The sequence below is a fragment of the Ruegeria sp. D7 genome (assembly GCF_056534355.1).
On the sequence record NZ_JBQFPG010000019.1, the window covers coordinates 47,272 to 69,605 of the forward strand.

General features: G+C 49.3%; 16 protein-coding genes. 9 read left to right on the forward strand and 7 right to left on the reverse strand.

Annotation, left to right across the window (positions count from 1 at the left end; all coding sequences use genetic code 11):
- Positions 1-337 precede the first annotated feature (337 nt).
- From ACRZ9U_RS19660 to ACRZ9U_RS19670, 3 genes are all read left to right on the forward strand, one after another.
- The gene (locus tag ACRZ9U_RS19660; protein WP_170408854.1) at positions 338-1,501 is read left to right on the forward strand and encodes a glycosyltransferase family 61 protein; all 1,164 of its coding nucleotides are present in this window, start codon (positions 338-340) and stop codon (positions 1,499-1,501) included.
- A 127-nt stretch (positions 1,502-1,628) separates the two neighbouring features.
- Positions 1,629-2,681 (forward strand): glycosyltransferase family protein, encoded by a 1,053-nt coding sequence (locus ACRZ9U_RS19665; protein ID WP_170408855.1) that lies wholly within the window; start codon positions 1,629-1,631, stop codon positions 2,679-2,681.
- A gap of 62 nt (positions 2,682-2,743) precedes the next feature.
- Positions 2,744-3,733 carry a glycosyltransferase family 2 protein gene (locus tag ACRZ9U_RS19670; RefSeq protein ID WP_170408856.1) on the forward strand — a complete coding sequence of 330 codons (990 nt, stop codon included), beginning with the start codon at positions 2,744-2,746 and terminating at the stop codon, positions 3,731-3,733.
- Between the two features lie 165 nt (positions 3,734-3,898).
- Here ACRZ9U_RS19670 and ACRZ9U_RS19675 read toward each other — a convergent pair whose 3' ends face one another.
- Both ACRZ9U_RS19675 and ACRZ9U_RS19680 read right to left on the reverse strand, forming a co-directional pair.
- The gene (locus ACRZ9U_RS19675; RefSeq protein WP_170408857.1) at positions 3,899-4,573 is read right to left on the reverse strand and encodes a sugar transferase; all 675 of its coding nucleotides are present in this window, start codon (positions 4,571-4,573) and stop codon (positions 3,899-3,901) included.
- Between the two features lie 494 nt (positions 4,574-5,067).
- A complete protein-coding gene (locus tag ACRZ9U_RS19680; RefSeq protein ID WP_170408858.1) occupies positions 5,068-7,056 on the reverse strand; it encodes an acyltransferase family protein in 1,989 nt (662 codons plus the stop codon).
- 807 nt (positions 7,057-7,863) lie between these two features.
- Here ACRZ9U_RS19680 and ACRZ9U_RS19685 point away from each other — a divergent pair.
- Together ACRZ9U_RS19685 and ACRZ9U_RS19690 are read left to right on the forward strand one after the other, a co-directional pair.
- On the forward strand, positions 7,864-10,515 hold the full coding sequence (locus ACRZ9U_RS19685; RefSeq protein WP_170408859.1) for a right-handed parallel beta-helix repeat-containing protein: 2,652 nt from the start codon (positions 7,864-7,866) through the stop codon (positions 10,513-10,515).
- Positions 10,516-10,716: 201 nt separating this feature from the next.
- Complete coding sequence (locus ACRZ9U_RS19690) at positions 10,717-11,001, forward strand: PqqD family peptide modification chaperone (protein ID WP_170408860.1); 285 nt, start codon at positions 10,717-10,719, stop codon at positions 10,999-11,001.
- A gap of 7 nt (positions 11,002-11,008) precedes the next feature.
- Here the strand turns inward: ACRZ9U_RS19690 and ACRZ9U_RS19695 are convergent, their stop codons facing one another.
- Positions 11,009-12,874 (reverse strand): ABC transporter ATP-binding protein, encoded by a 1,866-nt coding sequence (locus ACRZ9U_RS19695; protein WP_170408861.1) that lies wholly within the window; start codon positions 12,872-12,874, stop codon positions 11,009-11,011.
- Positions 12,875-13,048: 174 nt separating this feature from the next.
- Positions 13,049-14,947, reverse strand: coding sequence for an asparagine synthase-related protein (locus ACRZ9U_RS19700; RefSeq protein WP_170408862.1), 1,899 nt, complete (start codon positions 14,945-14,947; stop codon positions 13,049-13,051).
- Positions 14,948-15,037: 90 nt separating this feature from the next.
- Between ACRZ9U_RS19700 and ACRZ9U_RS19705 the strand changes: the two genes are divergently transcribed.
- Positions 15,038-15,484 carry a lasso peptide biosynthesis B2 protein gene (locus ACRZ9U_RS19705; protein WP_170408863.1) on the forward strand — a complete coding sequence of 149 codons (447 nt, stop codon included), beginning with the start codon at positions 15,038-15,040 and terminating at the stop codon, positions 15,482-15,484.
- A 462-nt stretch (positions 15,485-15,946) separates the two neighbouring features.
- On the opposite strand, the gene ACRZ9U_RS19710 is transcribed toward ACRZ9U_RS19705, so the two are convergent.
- Both ACRZ9U_RS19710 and ACRZ9U_RS19715 read right to left on the reverse strand, forming a co-directional pair.
- Positions 15,947-16,159: a hypothetical protein gene (locus ACRZ9U_RS19710; RefSeq protein ID WP_170408864.1), complete on the reverse strand. Its 213-nt coding sequence runs from the start codon at positions 16,157-16,159 to the stop codon at positions 15,947-15,949.
- 320 nt (positions 16,160-16,479) lie between these two features.
- A complete protein-coding gene (locus tag ACRZ9U_RS19715; RefSeq protein WP_480902771.1) occupies positions 16,480-17,238 on the reverse strand; it encodes a hypothetical protein in 759 nt (252 codons plus the stop codon).
- A gap of 537 nt (positions 17,239-17,775) precedes the next feature.
- Here ACRZ9U_RS19715 and ACRZ9U_RS19720 point away from each other — a divergent pair.
- The gene (locus ACRZ9U_RS19720) at positions 17,776-18,774 is read left to right on the forward strand and encodes an O-antigen ligase family protein (protein WP_480902779.1); all 999 of its coding nucleotides are present in this window, start codon (positions 17,776-17,778) and stop codon (positions 18,772-18,774) included.
- Here ACRZ9U_RS19720 and ACRZ9U_RS19725 read toward each other — a convergent pair.
- Positions 18,761-19,123: a VanZ family protein gene (locus tag ACRZ9U_RS19725; protein ID WP_170408867.1), complete on the reverse strand. Its 363-nt coding sequence runs from the start codon at positions 19,121-19,123 to the stop codon at positions 18,761-18,763. The genes ACRZ9U_RS19720 and ACRZ9U_RS19725 overlap by 14 nt on opposite strands.
- A gap of 305 nt (positions 19,124-19,428) precedes the next feature.
- On the opposite strand from ACRZ9U_RS19725, the gene ACRZ9U_RS19730 reads away from it, so the two are divergent.
- Both ACRZ9U_RS19730 and ACRZ9U_RS19735 read left to right on the forward strand, forming a co-directional pair.
- On the forward strand, positions 19,429-21,747 hold the full coding sequence (locus ACRZ9U_RS19730; protein WP_170408868.1) for a Wzz/FepE/Etk N-terminal domain-containing protein: 2,319 nt from the start codon (positions 19,429-19,431) through the stop codon (positions 21,745-21,747).
- Between the two features lie 169 nt (positions 21,748-21,916).
- Positions 21,917-22,334, forward strand: a 418-nt coding sequence (locus ACRZ9U_RS19735) for a hypothetical protein (RefSeq protein ID WP_480902775.1), incomplete at its 3' end; no start/stop codon positions are given.

The following is a 22,334-nucleotide window of genomic DNA, read 5'->3' on the forward strand; positions in this document are numbered from 1 at the left end:
GATACTTTCGGTTGCAATTTTTGATGAATGCTTTTTCATCGATTTTATGGGTTCGGAGAGGCACAGGACGCCACCCTTCAGACAGGTCCGAGATCGAGATCTCAAGAGGTAAACTCGGGCTCTAGGTCTATCCGGATCATCTTAGGGTAGTCGTTCAAGCAGATTGGCGCGTCAGCCAAGCCTGTAAGATGCAGGATAAAGTCATTGATTTTGAACAGTATTACATTAAACATGTCAACAGTGGGAACCGTCGTGGTATTGGAGGTTAGCCTGCTCGGCCACAATCATCTATTGGGTGTGAAATTACTGCGGCGGTCTAGAATATAATGACAGTTTAATGCTGATAACTTTGAAAAGTGCTCTGCGGAAAATTTACAAACGCGCTGGCAGAAAATGGAGTGCAGGAGCACATGACCGTTGGTTGTATGGTCAATTCATCCCACTTCAGAGTCTGAATAGGACGTTGCTAGAATATGATGTTACATTTTATGACGAAGACGAAATTTATCAACCCAATTCAGCGGACACGCCTTATCCGAATCGGTATCGCGAATTAGACTTGCACTATCACCCTGTTGCAATTCCACGACCGTATTATTTCTCAATACCCAATGCTGTGACGTCAAGATACGACGTTATCGATATAGATAATCCCACACGAGTGTTCCTCGAAACCTATCCAGAAGTTACGCAATTTGTTGAGGGCTCAAACCATACATTCAATATTCTGAATCGAAAGAAAGCGCTCTCCTACGCTGCACGAAACAAACCTACATTTGAAAACGCCTACTGGTTTGGAACTCGTGCTTGGAAAAATTATTATCATTTCATTTTCGATTGCTGTCTGCGTTATGTGGACTTACAAAAGACCGGGGCAATTGACGATAATACAGACATTCTTGTATTTTCAGAGCCAACAACATTTCAACGGTCTTACATGAATCTCCTGGGTATACCTGATGAGCGAATAAAAACTTGCAATTCTGGGCCAGTAAGAATCACCAATCTTATTATTTCCGCGTCGCGTCGTCAGCGGTTTGCGTGCTCGAAAAAGGCGATTCATTCCTTTTCGAATGAAATTTTGTCTTCGATTGATTATTCAAAGTCCCGCTCTCCCAAACGTAAAATTTATATTTCCCGTGCGCTTGCAAAACTGCGGAATGTAAAAAACGAGGCTGATGTCGTTGCACTATTGGCCGAATGTGGTTTTGAGACAGTCACGTTGGAGACTATGCCAATCGCAGAACAGGTTGCACTAATCCGGGAAGCCGAAGTCATCGTAGCGCCGCATGGTGCCGGACTCGCTAACCTTGTCTTTGCGCAAAATCCCAAAGTTGTGGAACTGATACCCTATGACAGTTGGGGATGGGGATATTATGTCCCAGTCACCCACGCCGTAGGCGGCACACATATTCCAATTGTTGGTACGCGTGGTCTGGACGAAGATGATTTCACGGTCGATCTTGATGAACTTCGCAGGGCAGTTTTATCTGATTTTTGATCTAAACTAGGCCAGTTAATAAAGGCTATACAGCATGTCATGTGATATCCAGATTGTAAGCAAGCATCGTATTACACCGCATGGAACCACGCAGTTGCGGTGCAACCAGCCCGCAGAGTATCTGCGAATGCTTGGATATACCGTAGAGGTCGGATGTATTTACACAAGCGTACCAACGGCAACTAAGATCTTGATCCTCCACCGTGTAAAATATGATCATCATACGCGCAACTTTATCGATCTTTCACGGGATCGGGGATGCCATATTATCTATGATACAGATGATCTTCTCTTCGACCCCGCCACTGATGAGTATTTGAAGCGCAACAACAAAACGGCTATGTATGAAGACGGAAGCAAACCGTTTTCCGAAGCGATGTTAAGTTGTGATACTGTGACAGTGGCGACCGGCTATCTGGCTGAGCGCGCCCGAATGTTTCATCCAGATGTAAGACTTTCCCGAAATGCGTTGAGCGCAAACTATCTGGCGCTAGCCCAAGAAGTTGTTCAGGAGCATGTATCCAGCAGCTTGGTAACGATTGCCTATCTCTCCGGCTCTAAAACTCATGACGCAGATTTCAAAGTCATAGAGCCTGCATTGTTACGACTTCTCGCAGAGAACACTAAGGCCAAATTGGTGATTGTCGGGAATCTTTCATATTCCGACAAATTCTATGCATTCGGATCTCGCTTTGAAGTCAGGGGATTTACGCCCTATTCAACATACGCGGATCTATTTCGGGATATCGACGTAAACCTAATTCCATTGGAGGTCACAGAGCCCTTTTGCAATGGTAAAAGTGAATTAAAGTACCTAGAGGCAGGCGCATGTGCGGTTGTAAGTATTGCCTCGCCAACTGAGCCGCTAAAGGCGGCGATCAAAGACGGAGTAAATGGCCTGCTCGCCAACGACAGCGAATGGTTTAGCAAGCTTAGCAAACTTGTTGGCTCAAGGAAGATACGTCAAAAGCTGGGGGCTGCTGCTCGTGATGACGTTCTGGCACATTATAGTCCAAATGCCCGTGCTGCGGACTGGAAGTTGCTAATTGAGACGTTGAGAAGTGCAAATATTCCGGTTCGAGATCTTAAAATTTGGGAAAAAGCACGCATAGTCTCCACCCTTCATATTTATAGAACCACAAGAGTTTTGAAGAAGCTGAAGTCAAAGATGCTGGATTGAAGGTAGTGTTTATCCTAGCATGAACTCTCTATTTTATGAAGCGTTGTTGGGAAGGCATAACTATGAAAATCGCAATTGTTTCAATGATAAAAAACGAATGTGACATCATTGAACTGTTCATAAAACATAGCTTTAAATTCGCCGACAAAATTTTTTTGATGGATCATCAAAGTACAGATGGCACCAACCTTATCGTCAAAAAAATGGAAGAGAACGGTTACAATGTATCTCTGAGTACAATCTCTGAGGTGGCGTTTAATCAACCCAAACATATGACGATAGGGACAAACGAAGCTGCTAGAAGCGGTGAATTCGATTACATCATCCCTCTGGACGCCGACGAATTCCTCAGTGGACCTGGTGGCAACGAGTTCAAAGACATTCTATCTGCATCTTTGTCGCCAAAACAGTGGGGGTATATGGATTGGGTAACCTTTTGCCCTATTTCCGGAGCATATTTTGACTACACCAACCCTTTGACAATGTGCTTTCGCGCCCGGTCACATGAGCCGGGTAGCTTTCGGAAAGTTATTATTGGTGGAAAATTTGCTGAGGATTGCAAGGTCGCTTCAGGTAATCACTTTGTCACACACCCAGAGTTTTCCATTGACCCGGTTCAACTTGACTACGCCTTCCAGCACGTTCCTGTCCGAAGTTCTGACCAAATCGTACGGAAAATCCTTCTGAGTACATATGCTTTTTCCCTAAAATCCAGACGCAAACCAGGAGAAAACTTTCACTGGTACAATATGGTTCGCGACATTCGAAACAATAACTACAGCTTATCTGATCACGCTTTGCTAGACTTGTCCCTGACCTACGGAGATGACATCCCAGACGCTCAGATTCCGACAGTAGATCAAAATAGAATGATGGATATCTCTGAAGATTGCACAATCGAATTCTCGAGTTTGGCGCGTATCAATCTTATTAAATCCATAGACGACTTTACAATGTCTCTCACAGAAAGTCGCATCCAAGAAGAATTCCCTAAAACACGCACAAACATTTTGAGGAGAGCTGCAAAACGGTTCAAATCCGCTCTAAGTTGATTGTAAGTTTCCATCTTACCCCCCGGAAACCGGACCATTAGTTTGACCGAGAAATGGGGGTTATTCTACTCTGCAGCGGCGCAGTTACATATTTACCGACACATGTTCAGAGCCCGACTTGCGATGCTGAACGCTAGGTTCACGTTTTGTCAGGCAACAGCCTCGTTATCGTGCCCCATGAGAGGTAAGGATGACACGTGTCGTCAGAACAAGTATTTTGAGGTCGAGCCACCAATTCATATTGCGCACATAGAACACATCATGTTTTGTCTTCTCGCGCACCATTTCCTCAGAATCTGTATAGCCCTGTGTCACCTGCGCATAACCCGTGATGCCTGGCCGCACGGTTCCACGCACGTGATATTCAGGCATCGCCTTGTAATAGGTCTGGGCAAATTCTAACACTTCGGGACGCGGCCCGATCAGACTCATTTGCCCCATGATAACGTTCAGAAGCTGTGGAACTTCGTCCAAACGCGTCATTCGCATAAAACGACCGAATGGTGTTATCCGCCACTCCTCCAACCCATCAAACGGACCGCGCTTGATTGAGCTTTCCTCGGGCAGCATCGTGCGAAACTTGACCATCTTGAACTTGCACTGATCCTTACCCATACGCGTTTGACAATAGAACAGAGGCCCTGGGTTCCAGAAGATATTCAACACGGAAACAACAATACAAAGGGCCGCAAAGATCGGCATTGCGGCAATGCTTACGATGATGTCGGCAACGCGCTTAGACGCAAAGTAAACGGCTTTGCCTCTATTTGTGGTGTTATTAATTGTTGATTTAAAATGCCAGCTTCCACTGGAAGCAGTGTCATCAGTCAAACCGGTCATACTCAAAACCTCGTACTAACTTAACCCAAGATACGCTGAAAATCAGCGAAGCAACTCACTATTCTACGGCTGAAAGCCCCCAATATCCTTATAGCTCAAATACCACCAACAATGTATCCATTTTTACTCATAATCTGCAAACGCTACTCACATGAGAATCTACATATCACACTCTCGCTGCGCTGTCGTTAAGTAAAGCATCGCTAGAATTGTGAGCAACACATTTTTGACAAAATTCTACCTGACCGCCCATGAAACTGAACAATCTGGCAAAAACCGCTGAATTGATTTGCATTAGAAATCTTTAGCATCGTGTTTGCGCAACCTGATCAGGCGTTCACCCACGACCCGAGAAAAAGAGGTCAAGACGGGCGATCTGGGCATTGGCCATGCTAGACACGATCAGGCATGTCGCTTCTCATTCTTCAAACAACGGATCATGCCATTATTTGAAATCGGTGAGGCTTGAGCCTATAGCCCGCTCGGTTTGCAATCTATTTGTTCTCACTTTCAAGAATAAGAAGTGCGTTCCTCAGGATCTGCATTCTTTGGCCGAATCGTCTTTCACCAGCATTAGAAAGGTGATCACCATCAGACCAGAGCAGCACCTCACAATTGAGAAAATCCTCTGGGAACGAAAGATCGAGAAGTTCGTTTTGCGACATGAACATTACGGTCGAAGTATCAAGCGCTTCGGAAATTGCAGTTTCGAGTCCCTTGAAGACGTCTTCCAGGCCGGGTCGCAGAACGTAATCGTGCTCACAGCCTGCGCGAAGCATATACTTTTGCGAAATGTGGGGTTCGATCCGGGGAGACAGCCATACAACCGGGACACTTTCCGATATCTGTTCCAAATAGCTCCTCACGGCCAGTACCTGACCAATATTCGGCACATAAGGTGGTGTAACCTGGTCAGGCAGTAGTTTAGCGAACATCGACCGCGAGCCGACTTCGTAGTCCTTGCCTTGCAACAGATAGAAGCCCGCCTGTTCATAAATCGCAACTTTGAAAACGTCTGCGTTACTGGCAACAAACCTTGCAATCGCATCATAGGAACAGTGCGATGCCGGCGCATGCGGCCGACACCCGCCGGAGACGATACCGACAATGAATGGGTGGGTGTCTTTTGATGTTTCCGTTACCGCACCGTACAAATCAATCGCGTGACTATCGCCAAAGATCAGAACACCGGGGCCATGGCGCTCGGCGCAATCGGTAATTCGATCCTTTGCTTGTGGATCCATCGCTCTAACGTCAAAAACACATGCGCCATTGTCAAAACGAGAAAGGGCGTTCTGGCGATGTGTTTGGGTAACTTCTTCGACGAGCAAAAACATACGCCGTTCAGGTTCGCTCAGACGGGCCACGTAGGCCGTGCGCCACCCATCTGCCATATGACCCCAAAGACCAAAAACGGCAAAAACCATCGAAACCGACCCTGCCGATAGAAAGATCGCCTTCTGCGAGAGAACGGCTTTTCCCTTGGATTGCCGAAAAGGCGTTTCCACAAAACGCCAACTGAGGTAAGCGAGCGCGAAAGATAGGGCAATCAGGCAATAGATCAACAGTAGCGACGGCTCACCATATACCCTAATGCGGGCAAATGCGAACAGTGGCTGATGCCAAAGATAGGTGCTGTAACTAATAAGTCCGATGCCCACGAGTACAGGCGATCCAAGCATCCGCCCTGTTGTTGTGCGCGGCCCAGCGAACAAAATCACTAAAGCAGTACCAACAACGGGTAGTAATGTATAAAGCGAAGGGAACGGCGTTTCTTTGTCAAACAAAAAGACAGAAGCGGTGATCATCGCAAGACCCAGCACGGACAGCCAGTCCCGCTCTACGACCCCACGACGCGTGGCGATAGCGCAGATAGAGCCGATGAGCAATTCCCAAACTCGTGCAGGTGCTAGGAAGAACGTGGCGCTGGGAGCATTGCGCCAACCCCACTCTGACAACGCCAAACTGGCAAGTACCAAGACCATCAAGATCGGCACAAGCAGCTGACGCCTGTTTGACACAACGAACCAGAGCAATAGTGGAAAAAAAATATAGAATTGCTCCTCGACAGCAAGGCTCCAGGTATGCAGGAGCGGTTTTTCTTCCGACGCTGCCTGGAAATAGCCACTCTCATGCCAAAACAGAAAATTGGATGCAAAAAACCCGACAGCCAGGACGCTCTGCGCAAAGTCCTTCAATTGCTGCGGGTTCATAAGAACGACGGCCAAAGGAATGCATACTAGTACAACCAGTGTGAGGGCCGGCAGGATGCGCCGCGCACGCCTCTCGTAAAACGTCAGGAGCGAAAAATTACCATCTTCCAGGTTCTTTAGAAGGATAGATGTGATGAGGTAGCCAGAAATCACGAAGAAAACGTCGACTCCGACGAAGCCTCCGGAAAAAAGATCAAAACCTGCATGAAAAAACACGACTGGCAGAACTGCAATAGCGCGCAACCCGTCGACTTCTGAACGATACTTCATGGAATTACTGAAACTACCAAAATACTAGTCATAGTCGCTGTTATCCGGATCGTACAGAGTTAGTCAACTTCCCCGGATCCAGAACCGTTTGGTTGTGGTGAGCCTCCTTATCTGGGTTGTCCATTGTCTGCCTGGAAAACGGGGAACCTTTCTGAAGGAGAAACCCCCGTCCCATTGGGACAGCGCTCTTCGGACGGGATGTCAGACCATCAGCCGCAACAAGATAGTCGAGGTCTTCGCCGGAATCGACGCAGAGCCGATAGGCCTCGCTCCCGACATTTAAAGCACCAAAGCTGCCGGTTTGCGGCTTCGCCCCCGCGGCTAATTTATGCCGTTTTGACGAGCGCGGCCGAAAAATGGGCGGGCTCGCGCTGACCTCGCCCCTACAATAGGCAAAATTTCTCCGGTTTGCTGCCGCCTTTCCTAGGGTCACGTTGTGCTGACCCTGCCTCATATTTAAGACTTCTTTTCGCCACCGAAAAACCGGAGTTTCGCCCACCAAGGGCCAATAACAACCGGCATACATTTGAATATGAGTAAGAGAGCAGGGAGCAGACGTAAGAAACATTGCAGAGCCGAGGCCCCGCGCTTCCGGGCGGGTGCATACTCGCGCGCACTCGAAGCGAGTCCTTCTGTTCAAACGCGATGTCGATCAAATCCCTGGCGGTACATAGTTCGTCAAGACAGCGCGGTTGGCGCTAATCCACAAATGCCACTCACATGAACACTAAGGGGCCCTGACTAAGATCATTCGAAACTCTTTTGCATCGCATGATCGCTGCCCTCAAATGTAGACAGGTTACCAGAATGACGATAATCCACTCATCCGACCTAGGCTGGACTGAAGGCCAGGACATCTCCGAAGAATTTGCTGCACTGGCGCAAACGTTCAAGCCAGGCGACACATTTGTCTTCGACCACATGTATGACATCTCCGGATCGAAAATACAGCTGCCCGACAACTTCACACTTGCAGGGGGAACGCCTGGGGCGGGCATCAATGTAATTGACTCCGCTACAAACTCAACTCAACTGTTCAATCTGGGTAATGCCAATACTCTTGTTGACCTGACCGTTACGCACAGCAACAGCCCGCAAACAACTCCAACTTCGCTGAAGGTAAAGTCGGGTGTTGATTATCATAACAAGATTACTTTTGTCGCTGGGGATAAAGACGACATAAAAATTCTGAATAGCTACTTTGAGGGCAATGTCTCGATCCCGGTCGATATTCGAGGTGGCAACAACCTTCTGATCGAAGATTCAGAATTTAACGGCGGTTACTATCAGGTAAGGCTTTTGGGGGATGTCAGCAATCCCACCATCCAGAACTCGTTGTTTCAAAATTCCATGGGGGATGGCATCAAAACTGCCGCAGGGAATAACGGAGAAGGCGTCACTGGCGCGACGGTTATTGATTCCGTTTTTCTCAACAACCTCAGAGACGGAATAGATACCACCGGAGGGTTCAAAGACTCCTTTGTTACCGGATCATACTTCGTCGACAACTTTTCCGGGCTGGACATCAAGGAAATCTATGACTCCAATGATGACCTTTCAGGAATCCGCAATAGCAACATTCTGATCACGGATTCCGAATTTATCGATAACGGGAATGCCGTTGTCGTTACCACTTTGGATAGGGGTTCGTATCTGAATACGAACAATGCCAAACAATACGCCGCGCAAAACATTAACATAGAAGACTCCATTATTGAAAATACGTCAGATACGTATTCGCGCATAGTTCTGGTGAAAGACAGTTACGATGTGCATTGGGATAACGTAACTCTTCTCGGAAAGGTTCATGAATCCAAATTAGTCTCCGACTATAACTTCGGATTACCTGACGACGTTTCCGGTACGGGTGTGACAACAGGCAATCACCGTGGAGAACCCAACGACGCCTATTATCAGGGTTTGGCTGGGCCAGATTGGTCGACTATCTCCTATCCGGTTGACGGCACGCCAACACCGCCGGACACTACCCAGCCTGATCCCGGTGAAGACGGTTCGGGGGCGGTTGACCCGGTTGTAGACCAACCAGTTGTAGACGAACCGGTCGTAGAAGAACCGATTAAGTCTGATCCTGTTGAGGATGTTCCGGAGCCCGTCGAGGCGAGCAATTATCTCGATATATTCCTTGCTTACACGGACACTGATAAAACAGTATCTCAGCTTGGGGATGGGACCAGCATCGATAGCAGCCTCACGGACGGCCGCCCTTTGACAATAGTTGCCACCTCGCGAGACGGTGCGCCTAAGATCGGCAGTGTGAAGCTCACTGTAGACGGGGTCGGTTCTCAAATGGAAAATGTGGAACCTTATGCCCTCTTCGGGGACAATGGCAAAGGCGATTTCTTTGGTGGGCAAAAACTTCCCGAAGGAACGTATAGCGCGGAACTGATCGTGTATGATGGCAAAAAGGGCTCGGGTAATATACTCGAAACCGTGTCATTCGAATTCACTGTTGGTGACACAGGATCGGCACCAGTTGTACTGCCAGAAGAACCAGTCTTAGAGGAAACACCGGTTGTCGAGGAAACACCGGTTGTCGAAGAGCCGCCAGTCATAGAGGAACCAATTGAGGTCGGTGCCCCAGAAGAAAACCTGGCACCAGACTCGACCTCACAGGAACCCGGCAGCCAACTTCTGGATCTCCAGTTGATTGACACCAGCACAGACACGTTTCTGACAGACCTCTACCAGGGTGCCAAGCTCTCCAGCAGCGACCTCTCTGGTAAAACAGTTACGCTGTCGGCCGAGGCACTCAACCCAAACGTCAACATTGGCAGCGTAAGGCTTGAATTGGACGGACAGTATAGTCGGGTAGAGAACGTTGAGCCCTATGCCTTGTTCGGGGACAACGGCAAAGGTAATTTCTTTGGTGGAAAGCAGCTCTCTGACGGGGCCCATTCCATTACTCTTACCGTGTACTCAGACAAAAACGGCAAGGGGTCGGTCCTTGAGAAGGTAACGGTGGAATTCGAAGTCGGAGATTATGACAGCGTTCTCATTGACGGAAGCGCACATATTGTTTCGAGCTACTCCGAGGCGCAGGATGAAGGAGTCGCGACGGTTTCCACAGATCAAAGCGCAATCGAGCTTGAAGGTAGCGCTTGGAAATCATTGGCTATCAATGAGGATATCACGGAGGCGACAGTTCTTGAGTTTGATTTCAAGAGCGATGCTGAAGGTGAAATTCAAGGTATTGGATTCGTCAACGAGGATGGCGAACTGGAAACCACGTTTTTCCAACTCGACGGGTCGCAGACCCTTGGCATTCAGGACTTCAATGATGGCTATGAGACAGGATCGGGCTATACTTCCTATTCAATTCCCGTAGGTCAGTATTTCACCGGCTCTGTGCAACAGCTTGTTTTGGTAAACGATGACGATGCCAACCTCGCCGCGATGAGCACATTCGACAACATCAGCTTGATAGATGCTATTGTCTAAGGCATTGGGGCTGGATTAATTTCCAGCCCCTGCTATCACTGGCGCAGTAAACGCGGACCATTCTGGCGCGCGCGATCCGGAGCATGTAACTTTCTCATTCGACAAACACTTTTCAAAGCCCGTTGCCCGCTAACCAGTTCCGGGAGGGGCAGCTTCCAGAATTGTCCTGTTGGGAAGGCGTTTAGTACGAGGTATGAAATTATGACCATCACAATAGACAGTGTCATTACGATGGACAGAACTTTGGCAACGACGAAAGTCGGGGACGAGACGGTTATTTTCGACGACGAAAGTGGGACGTATGTTGGCCTGAATGAGGTCGGAACAGCCATTATTGAGGAACTCAGCGAGCCTAAATCAGTATCCTCGCTGGTTGATACCCTAATATCTACATATGACGTTGATCAGAATATTTGCCTGGAAAACGTTATCTCATTCCTTGACGACATGCTTGAAGCGAAGCTTATCTCGATCAAAGCAGCTTGACTCTCTTTTACGATATCAGTTCCTCAGAAAACGTGTTGTCGGCCAGAAGTTCATCATATGTAACCTTTTTGGCCAATCGACCCTTCTCCAGAACGAGAACATAATCGCAATCTTTCAAAGTGCTGATCCGATGCGCAATCATGATGATTGTTTTGTCACCTGAAAGCGCATTTATCTCTTTCATCAACTCTCGCTCTGTAGCGTTGTCCAGAGCGCTGGTCGCCTCATCAAATACGAGTATCTCAGGATTGTGATAGAGAGCGCGGGCAATCCCCACCCTTTGCCGCTGGCCACCAGAAATTCGCACTCCACGCTCGCCTACATGGGTGTCAAAGCCTTCGGGCATCTGCGTTTCAATAAATTCGAGGAGTTGGGCCGACGTTGCCGCTTTGCGTACAGCCGCGTCGTCAATTTCATCCTTGGGGATACCCAATGCGATATTCTCTTTGATGGAAGCATCCACCAAAAACACTTCTTGCGGGACATATCCGACACTCGCTTGCCACTTACGTATACGCTCAGGGGTCAAGTCTTCGCCATCTATAACGATACGACCGCTAGTGGTTGGCAGCAGCCCAAGAAAGACATCCACGAGTGTCGTCTTGCCAGCACCGGTGGTTCCAACCACGCCGACCGTCTGGCCGCGACCTATTTCGAAGGTCAAATCCTTGAGCCCCCCTTCATCTGAGCCAGGATACTGATAGTTTATACCCTTGAAATTGACACTTTTGGTTAGAACCAGGGGAGACACTCTGGCTTTTGGAAGTTTGGCTAACTCAGTCGTCAAGTTTAGGTCATCAAAGACAGCATTTATCGAAGCCTCGCCAAATCTAAGGGCAGAAAAAGAAGAATACATGACCTGCATGGTTGGGAGTATTCGATATCCAGCGAACGCATAAAGGCCTAATACTGGAATGATCTCTGCAATGGTTCCGCTCCCGACGCCGCCATTACGCGCCACCAGAACCAGTGTCAGAATAATAATTCCACCGAAAGCGAGCGCTTCGAGACCAAATTTAGGCACCTGCCGAAGCGTTGCGTTTATTGCACGGAGCTTTGCCTGCCGCGCGGCGGCTGTTGCAAACCCTGATATATAGCTTTGTTCCCGCCCCAGAAGCTTGATCTGTTTTATGCCGTTTAACGCCTCACCAGCTATCCGAAAGCGAGCCTGGTTTGCATGGAGAGCTTCACTCCCCATGCGTGCAATCACAGCCTTCAAGCTGGAATAAAGCAGAAAATAGCATCCTCCGAAGGCCAATACAGAAATAATTGTCGTGACTGGCTGAGCCCAAAGAAGAAATGAGCCAATCATAACAAATGTCATCAGACTGTTTATGATTTCAACAGCCGGCCTGTACGCGTTGGAAACTACGTGACTGCTTTCGTTGAGTATGTACGTGCTGAGCTGACCTGTATGACGGTTCAAAAAAAACTCGTAAGGCTGACGCAAGTAAACAGATAACAGCCTGCGGGAGAGACTGTATTCTCTCATGAATATCCAGCGGTTTAAGGCATATGCCGTGACGCTCCTTAGAATACTTACTGCGATCAACAAGCATACAAATGCAATGCCAACCATCATGATAAATGAATCGGCGGTCTGAAAGCCAATATAAGTATAAAAGAAGTTTGCAATCGGATTTGTCTCGACCAGTTCCGGGTTACCCAGAAGTGAAAGGAATGGCATAATTGTCGCAACGCCGACCGTGTCACCAATGCCCTTTAGGGTAATCAGGCCCAACACGAGCAATCCGGACTTGCGCTCTCTTGGTTCCAACATCCGGAGAGCTTTTTGAAATGTTGTTAACTGTTGGGGCATAATTTCCAATTTTCTAAAAGAACTTAATTGAGCTGATCCGGTGGTCAGCCCCACCTGAGTGGTTCGGCTTAATTGTTAGTTCATGACTGACTTTGGGTCTATAGGGGTGATGGTTTCTGACAACGACGGGCACTGATTGTGCACGCCTCCGTGACTCGCCTGGATGACAGTGTTCGTACGATACCATGCAAGTCAAATCTGACAGGCCGCTGTCTCATCACGACACAGTTACGGTTTTTTAGAGATCAAGCGGTTTCTTTGTTCAAGGTACCAGATTCTAATAGACAACGAGAGGCGCCTGAATAGCAGTGTCTCCTCTTTGCCGAGAGGGCCTTGGGATTTTCGGATTACTTCTCTAACTTTTGGCATATCAAGCCATGAACTCTCTCCATCAAACATCCCGACGCGCTCATACTCCAATAGAGCCTTCCAATAGTCCAACCGGCGTTTGGAGCGCAGCGCTTCATTGGCGACGTCATATTTCTGCAAATCGTCGGGAAGCACGTCCTTAGTCGCGTGCCGGGCTAAAAACCGGGGCTTCCCATCCGCAAAAAGAAGTTCATTGGGAACACCCAGGATAAACTCCATAATGCGGCGATCCATCAGAGGATATCGATATTGGATACCGAACCTGGATGACCACGCGGCCCATGTGTCCGCCCTTTCGGCCAAATGACCGTAAAGCTGAAGATGTGCCAAATACACTTTAGGGTTCGCTGGTTCGGGCAGTTCCTGACCATACCACCAAGCCTTCAAACTGGGGTCGCTTTCCAGAAATGCTGGATTGATGAAGGATACTGGCTCACCACAATTCGGGTCCGGTGTCAGTCGTCGCTTCAACCATTCCGGCATCAGCGGCAGCAGACCGTGATAGTAAAGACTGCGCAGAAGGATTTTGGGCTTTCTACGGCCACCCGATATGATTCTTAGAACCCGAAAAGCCTCAGCAAACCTGAACCGTTTCAAGCAATATGGTAGATAAAATCTCCCCATCGTAGAAAACGCCTCATCTCCGCCCCAACCGGAAAGAAGGATGCGAACGCCGTCGCGGGATGCCTGAGAGAGAATGCCGGCCTCTTGAGTTAGGTCTGCGAATCCTTCAATTTCGAATTCCCGCTGATGGAACGCTTCCAGTTCTTTGTAATCCTGACTACCGAAACGTATCGAAATACCTGAACTCTCGCATATGCGATTGATATTATGACGTTCGTCAACCTCACCCCTGTCTGGAAAATCGTCTGAAAAGTCAGGTGCCCAAGCGTAAGCTGACACCAAAGATCGATCTTGCGCTCTGAGCGCTCTTGCCGACAATGCTGTCACTGCCCCAGAATCTATTCCGCCACTCAAATGCGCGCCCACGGGCAGATTGGTATCAATATTATATTCCATCACCACAGTAAGAAGATCGGTTAGTTCTTGAACGCAATCTTGCTCCGAACGCCCGTGGACCGTCTTGACGTTATGAGGATTCCACCAGCGTTTTTGCTTTTGCCCAGATTGGCCGACAGTCATGTAACAGCCGGGATCAACGAAATTTATTCCTTTGATGAGCGTCTTTGTCGGCAGCCAGGCAACTTCGCGCACCATAAACCGCAGCAGGATGTCCTGATCAATCTCACGACTTATGTCATCAAACTCCAAAAGGGCGGCAATGTCCGTGGAAAATGTAAAGCTGTTGTCTCTGCGGGCCCAATAAAGCGGGCGTTTACCAATATGGTCCCGCGCCAGAAACAGCTCTTGGGTTTCGGGATTAAACACCGCAAAGGCATAGTCACCGAACAGGAAATCCGGACTGCGTTGCCCCCATTTCAGATAGGCGCTCCTGATCAGTTCAAAATCGGTTAGGCCGTTCTCTGACGATGGTAGCGGCTCCAATTTGGCCGCCAAATCTTCGCCCGCATCGATGATAGCATCTGCCGTCAGAATGCAGCCATTGCGTTCCAGTTCTAAACCATCAGACTGCCCGGCCTTGACGCCGAAATACTGAAGGCCAAATGCAAAATTTTCTCCGTAAACGGTGGATTTACCATCGGGCCCATAGTTGGATAATGTCTTGAAGGCCCTGTCGAATTGGGACTTGTCAAGCGATCGTCCGCTGTATTCAATTCGACCAAGAATTGCGCTCATAATTTTCTCAACAACTACAGATCATCTCAAACTGGACGCTAGCGACAAATTTGGGATGACTGAACCCACCATCTGTGCGAAGTACTGAAAATGTCGCGATTTTCCCAGTTCATATCTTTACCTGCTCAAAAGAAACTCATCGTTTTCGAGGCATTTTTTCGACTTTGCCAAGCCTGGATTTTGGTGAGGTGTTTTCCGTTTAAAAAATGGAAAGGGCGTCTGGGAACATCCTCACCCGGCGAAGTGTTTCCCGCAGAGATTGAAATAACGTTGGAAATCAGGTTGGTCCGTAAGGCTATCAATCAACTGAACCGCATATTTGGCGGCGTATTCACGTGTTTGATGGTCGGGATGGCAGGACAAGATATGTTGCGGCGAAGGGGGGTCAGCTCATCTCTGGTATTTGGCGTGAACACAGGTCGTTCCGAAGCCAAAGAAGACATGCACGCGCATGCCTGGCTTTGCGTGGGACATGAAGTGTTGCTAGGAGAAGATCAGCGAAAAAGATATTCACCTGTTGTTAGCTACAAAAGCTGACAACAGGCTACCTGTTAATTCCAAGGCAGAAATGTCTTGAAATTTTTTACGTCGCTCAGGAGCCTTTAGGGCCTGCAATGCCAAAGCACCACAACTCAATTTCCCGGTGGTAGTTCAGGGGGCCGCTAAGTGTCTTCTCAACGTCAAGCGTTTTCAGCTTAGGGGCTTCCCAGGCTTTAAGTTTTTTGGTCACTATTCCGTTCCTTTAAATCGTTAACCCTCCCTTTTTTACCAGCAAATTTGAACCGAAGCAATACAGTTGGTACAGACACAGGACCGATGTGCGCGAAGTGCTACAGTCTTGCGTTTCAAGCCTTTTTTGCGCAAAATCGGAAACAATCTTACGCACTCGATCGGGCTTTGTTTCCTTGGGAGATGGGCCCACCATAGGCACGTCAAGCGGATACATCCGCTCATACACTGAGCGATCAAGAATCGGAGCCGTGTTTCACAAACCCGAAATCAATGAGCCTTGAACCAGGTAAATTTCTCACTGTGGTTCCGTGTGCTGTTGAAGCCCTGAAGCGCCCATTGCAAAACAGCGAGCACAAATAGGGTGGCGGTACCAATTAGTGTGCCCCACATTAGACCTGATACGAAACCGAACGACAAACCAAACCACATGGCAAAAGTGGCTGCCCATCCCACCACAACGCCAATGAGAAATGTGGCCATTTTTTAGCTTGTCCTTTTTGAACGTTATTGCACCACTCGCCTTAATCACAAGTTAACAGTCTTTTAGACGCTCACGCTACAATAATTGTCCCGAACGGTGGAGTTCTGCCTATCTATGTTGAGATGGATCATAACACGTAAAAGGCAACTAGACATCAGTCACTTTTACCTGAAGATGTATTTAATCACCCCGATAGGTATAACCGATTTACCCCCGGCTGGTTTGAACTCTCTGAAAACGCTCAACCAGAAGGTAGTGGCATCCTTCTCCCCGACAGATCCATGGCCCAAAATGTCGCCAAACTTTACATGCGCTCGACTTAACTATTCGAGTGTATAATTCCAAAATCACCTAACAACGAGCGAACCGGGTCTTCATCGGGCATCAGGCGCTCAAGACGGATCGGCGATTGCGCGTTCAGCACCGTGCCATCTCGATAGGCTGCTGCAATCTCCTGATCGGACAGGGTCGCCACTTGTTCAGGTAAGTGAAGATTGGCGTGATAAACCTGCATCACAAGCTGCAGTCGCAATGGCGCAAGCTGCACGTTATAGGGGGCAAGCTCCCATGACCGCTTTAGACTATCACGCATATCATCTATATCACCCGCGCGGGCTTGGGCCTGTGCCAGATACGTCCAGCCAGAGGCGTTTGCGGGATCAAGACGAATAGACCGATTGATTAGGTCCAGCGCTTTCTGGGTTCGCGCCTCTTGTTCCTCTATGCTGATGACCATCGCATCACCGGTGGCCGGATCATAAGTAAGGTCAAGCTCGTTGAGAAAGCTGTACGCAAGCTCAAGCAGGTATTCCGATTTGTCATAATGGGCGGCGGCGTTGGGCACTCTCCAATTACCCCCCACGTTTTTATCTCGTGCGTTGCTATTGAAGGCAGGGCTGGTTTCGAACACCATCGTAAAATTCAAAATCGCGCCAATCAGGACAGCGACACAAAAAATGCGCACCAAAATTTTTCCCATTGTCACACCTAGCACATTAAAGATCGCAATACTTAGTGTAGGCGCCAGTTCTCCTGCCTGTCTATTGGGCTGCAGCTCTGTTTTCCGATTTGGGGTCAATCGGTGCAGATGTATCCTCGCCGCAACGTTTGCCCGCATAGCGTATCGCCGGGGCTTTTGTCACAGATCTGCTGAGATAGTCTCGCAATTCCGAGGAAACGTGGTGCCATGAAAACACGTGAACGATTCTCTATTTTTCAATGGGCTATCCTATGGGCGCTCATGGGGTGCGTCTTGCTTGCAGCTGTGCCCCTAGGAGCGAACCGGCCGGTATCATGGTCGCTGTTGTCCCTTGCCATCCTGGTGATTTTCGCAATGCAGGTGCTTGTTGACAGCACCCAGCGCCTGCCCAAACAAGTTAGGGGGCTGTGGTTGCCTGCCGCTCTGTTCCTGGGCGCGGTTCTTTGGGGCTGTATCCAGCTTCTTCCCGGGCTTCCGGCCCCCCATACACATCCAGTCTGGACTGCCTTGGGCGATATACCCGGCTACATCTCGGCTGATCCCGGACAGGGGCGGCAGATTATCATGCGTTATTTGTGTTACACGATGATCTTCTGGATCGCATTCCGTGCCTCTGTGGCCACGGCTCGCGTGGAAATGATGCTCAGGATTATTGCCATCACTTCAACCGCATTAGCGATCTACGGCCTTTATACAATGGCAACCGGGTATAATCCTGTTTTGGGCGACGGCGAGCAGGTGCTGGTTGTGACCTCAACTTTTGTCAACCGCAATAACTATGCCACCTATGCGGTTTTTGGATTTCTGGCAAATATTGCAGCCTATCTGCACTTCGTCAGCCGTGCGCCGGTCAACAACGATAGTTGGCAAAGCTTTCTGCGTGATATGCTGGAGGGGTTCTTTAGCGGTGCATGGATCTATGCCCTTGGCGCCCTTTTGTGTCTAGGAGCGTTGACTCTGACACAGTCCCGCGCAGGAGGGCTTGCAGGACTTGTGGGGCTGTGCGTGTTTTTGGTGTCATGGAAAGGTGGAGGACGGCGGTGGAACCCGTGGCTCTTACTGGTTGTGGCGGCCGTGGTTGGGTTTGTCATTCTTACAAGCGCGACAGGCATGATTGACAGAATCCTAACGACAGAGGCAGGAAACGCTCGCTTTCTGATTTATCCTGAAGTCGTCAGGGCAATCATGGATCGCCCGGCTTTGGGTCATGGGTTAGGGTCGTTTCATGATGTTTTTCGCCAATATGTACCCGCGGAAGCGGCCATTGGCGAATGGGTCAGAGCCCACAACTCATACCTCGAGAACATGTTCGAGTTTGGCATTCCCGCCGCGATTGCCTTTTATCTGGCGCTTCTGATCATCGCCCTGCGCATTCACCGCGGAACCGTAAACCGCCACCGAAACCGAGTGTTTCCCTGCTTTGCGCTCGCCGTCATTGCAACGGCAGCCACTCATTCTCTCTTTGATTTCAGCTTGCAGATCCCCGCCGTTGCAGCATTGTTTGCAGTCATCCTTGCAATGGGGTGGGCCCAGAGTTTTTCGACACGGAATCCGCGGACAGGCAGAGCCACACAAAAACCCGCCACTCCGTTACAGACATCCACAGACCAAATGGCCACGTCTACAGTCGAATAGTCCGTTTGAAATTCAGCAAAACCCTGAAAAAGACCCAGGCCAATCCCGCGCCGATCAAATTTCCGGCAAGATCTAGCACGGAAAAAGTCCGCCCGGGCAAGGCAATCTGGACGACCTCAAGTGCCACTGCAAGGATGACCATCAATACAGCCACGCGGGCGGCGGCTTCCACCCAGCCTAAATGGCAGGCCGAACCGAGGAAGAAGAAGGCCACCAAATGCACAAGGAAGCTTGAAATCGGAGTAGGGGCCACAAGCAATGTTTCCCCACCCAAACACACCCACACCAATGCCAGAAAAACGACAATGGCGAAGACACGGACAACGCTCTCAATAAATTCAATTCTCACAATCCGCACCCTCTAACACCCAAATTCGAACAGGAAAGCCTGGGCATCGCCTTCTTTTAGACAACGTCTGCACATTATTTCAACGTGATGTGAATACAATATTCAGACGCTTGTCAGCCTCGGCAAGTGAAAAAAGCTGGTACCTTAAGGTGGATATAGGCTGTAGAAAATGCATATAAGCGGGCCAATATAGTACAGATAACCGCTTTTAATCGTTTTCCGGCGCATTTTGGTGCGCGCTGATGAAGGCGCGGGTTTGGAGTTTTTTACGGTTGTAAATTGGTTCTAGTTCAGGTGTGTATAAAGTGAATAAGTCAGCTCAGCCATTGGTCCTGTCGAACCCGGTGAACACGGCCAAACCACGGAAAAACCCCTTGAACAACATCGACGACACGATTGATATTCGCGGGCTTGTTTCAAAGTTTTGGCATGGCAAGTGGATCATAGCGATCTGCCTGCTGATTGCCTATGTGCTTGGCTATCTCTCGATATCCCAGATCGTGCCCACATACCGGGCTACAGCAACGGTGATGTTTGACGTCCAACAAAGCAACGTCATCGAGAGTATCCTGAACGAAGAAGGTTTCGATCGGGGTAAGCTAGAAGATCAGATAATGATCCTGTCCTCGACCAACCTGATCGAACGCGTTGTGGACGACCTTAATCTGGACCAGAACCCCGAATTTAACCCCACATTGCGCGAGCCAATACCCAGCTTGCTGGACCGTGCCAGAAGCTATATCTCGCTTCCCCCCGAGATTACCGATATCATGAAGGATCTCGGTCTGATCGCCCCTCCTCCGCCCCCGATCGCCGATCCCGAAGCACGTCAACTCGCGCGAGAAGAACGCCTGCGTGTGTTGATTGTACGCAATGTTTTGAGGGGCTTAGACTTGGCTCCCTTGGGCAATTCCAATGTTCTGGGCATTTCCTATGTTTCGACCAACCGGAACACCGCCGCCGATATCGCCAATGCCATAGCAAATCAGTATATTGTCGACCAGCTTGAGGCAAAGCTTGAAGCAACACAGGCTGCTACAGGCTGGCTCAGCGTCCGAGTCGATGAACTGCAGGCCAATGTGGAAACTGCAGAAAACCAAGTCGAAGCCGCTCGTGCAGGCCTTGCTGCCGAACAGGGTCAGAGCCTTGACATCACCCAACAGCAGTTGGCTGCGCTCAACGCCGCGTTGGTAGGGGCGCAAAGTGACACCACGCGCATTCTAGCGGAGTATAACCGGCTGGAAGCCGCATTGGCAGACCCGGATGGTTTGGACACGATTTCGACATTTCGAGCGTCACCAATGATCTCGCAGATCAGGCAGCAGGAATCTGAGCTTGCTGCACAGGTTCTCACGCTGAATGCATCTGTCTCACAGGACAACCCATCTTTACAGCTCGCCAAACGGCAACTCGCAGATGTACGCGAACAAATCCGCGAACAAGTCCTAGAGGAAGCTACGAAAATTGTGGCCGCCACTAAAAACGATCTGATCGCGGCACAGGAGCGCGAAGCTGCCCTCTTGGTGCAGGTGCGGGAGTTGGAGCAGAAAGCCTTCAGCCAGGCTGCGGATGAGGTGGCGCTGCGCCAGCTAGAGCGAGAGGCGCAGGCCAGCCAGGTTCTCTATGAAAACTTTCTGGCCCGGTTACAGCAAGCCGACGTGCAGGAAGATTTGCAAACCGCAGATGCCCGCATTTTGTCCCCTGCAGAGGTCCCCCTCTTTGCACAATCGCAACAGCAGCGCCGCACGATGCTACTAACCCTGTTTCTGGGCGGGGCGATCGGAGTTGGTATCGTTTTCTTGCTTGACTTCCTGAACAACACCTTCCGTTCGCCGGCACAGTTGGAGGAGATGTCTGGAATAACAGTTCTCGGCACATTGCCATCGATCGGCTCACGGATGAAACGCCAAGCCCTATTGGATAATTTACGGAACAAACCCAATTCCTCGCTGGCGGAATCCGTCCGAAACCTTCGAACCAGCATCCTCTTATCAAATGTGGATAAACCGCCAAAAGTGTTAATGTTCACCTCCAGCGTCCCGCAAGAAGGTAAGACCTCAAGCGCAATGCTAACGGCAATGACCAGCCGCCAGATGGGAAAAACGTCAATTATAGTTGATTGCGACCTGCGCATGCCCGCTTTGGCACATATGCTCCAAGACACCGATGAACGTCCCGGATTATTATCGGTAGTCGATGGGACAACCCCGATCAATGAAGCGATTTACACCGAACCTACCTCAGGCGTCCACGTACTCACAGTCCGAGAAGGCGAGCGTCTTGGAACAGTCAATGCCGCTGATGTTCTGTCCTCTAAACGCTTTGAGAAGCTTATCGAAGTCCTAAGTTCGAACTATGATATGGTGATCCTTGATGCGCCACCGACCTTGATCGTAGCTGACGCGCGGATTCTGTCAAAGCTGGTGGATACGATTATTTATGCGGTGCGATGGGACAAAACCCCACGCGGTGCTGTGCTGGAGGGCTTAAAGGAAATGCGATCTGTAGATGCCCCGATTGCTGGTGTTGTAATGACGATGGTAAACGAGGCACGGGCCTCGAAATACGCATATGACGGGTATAATTATTACAAAGGTAAGTACCGAGATTACTATATCTCGTGACAAAGAAGACACTGCCCCTTGAAGTCGGCAAAGGTGTTCCGGGCATGGTGACAGCTTCAATACAGCCTGCCTCGGCGCCATCTGAGTTTATGGGCTATTTTGCTCAGGTTACCTTTCTGCATTGTATCGAATTTGGTGCTCAAAAACAGAACTGGTTTAAACACAACTCATGACCAAAACAGCACGTTACTTGTACCACGTATTCGGATTTCCTGTCGTGTCTGATTTTGAACTTCCGGAACTCGCCGTGCCCAAAGCGATGGATGTTCACACGCCGCCATCAGATCAGGTTGTTCGCATCACAAGAGGCTCTGTCCCGAATAGCCTAGAAGGCGGTCATAAAGTAGAGGATTTCCTGGAGTTCAACAGAACCGAATGCATGTATTTTGTGAAAGACGTTGGAAAGTACCTGATATCTGAAGGAAGAAAGATTGTCATTCAGCCCGACACCGATGCCTCGTTGATTGATATCCGGTATTACCTGTTCGGCACGATATTCGGAGCCCTCCTGCATCAACGAAAGCTTCTTCCGGTACATGTGACCGCCGTTGAGACCCCAAATGGTATTTTGGCAGATCGGAAGAGCA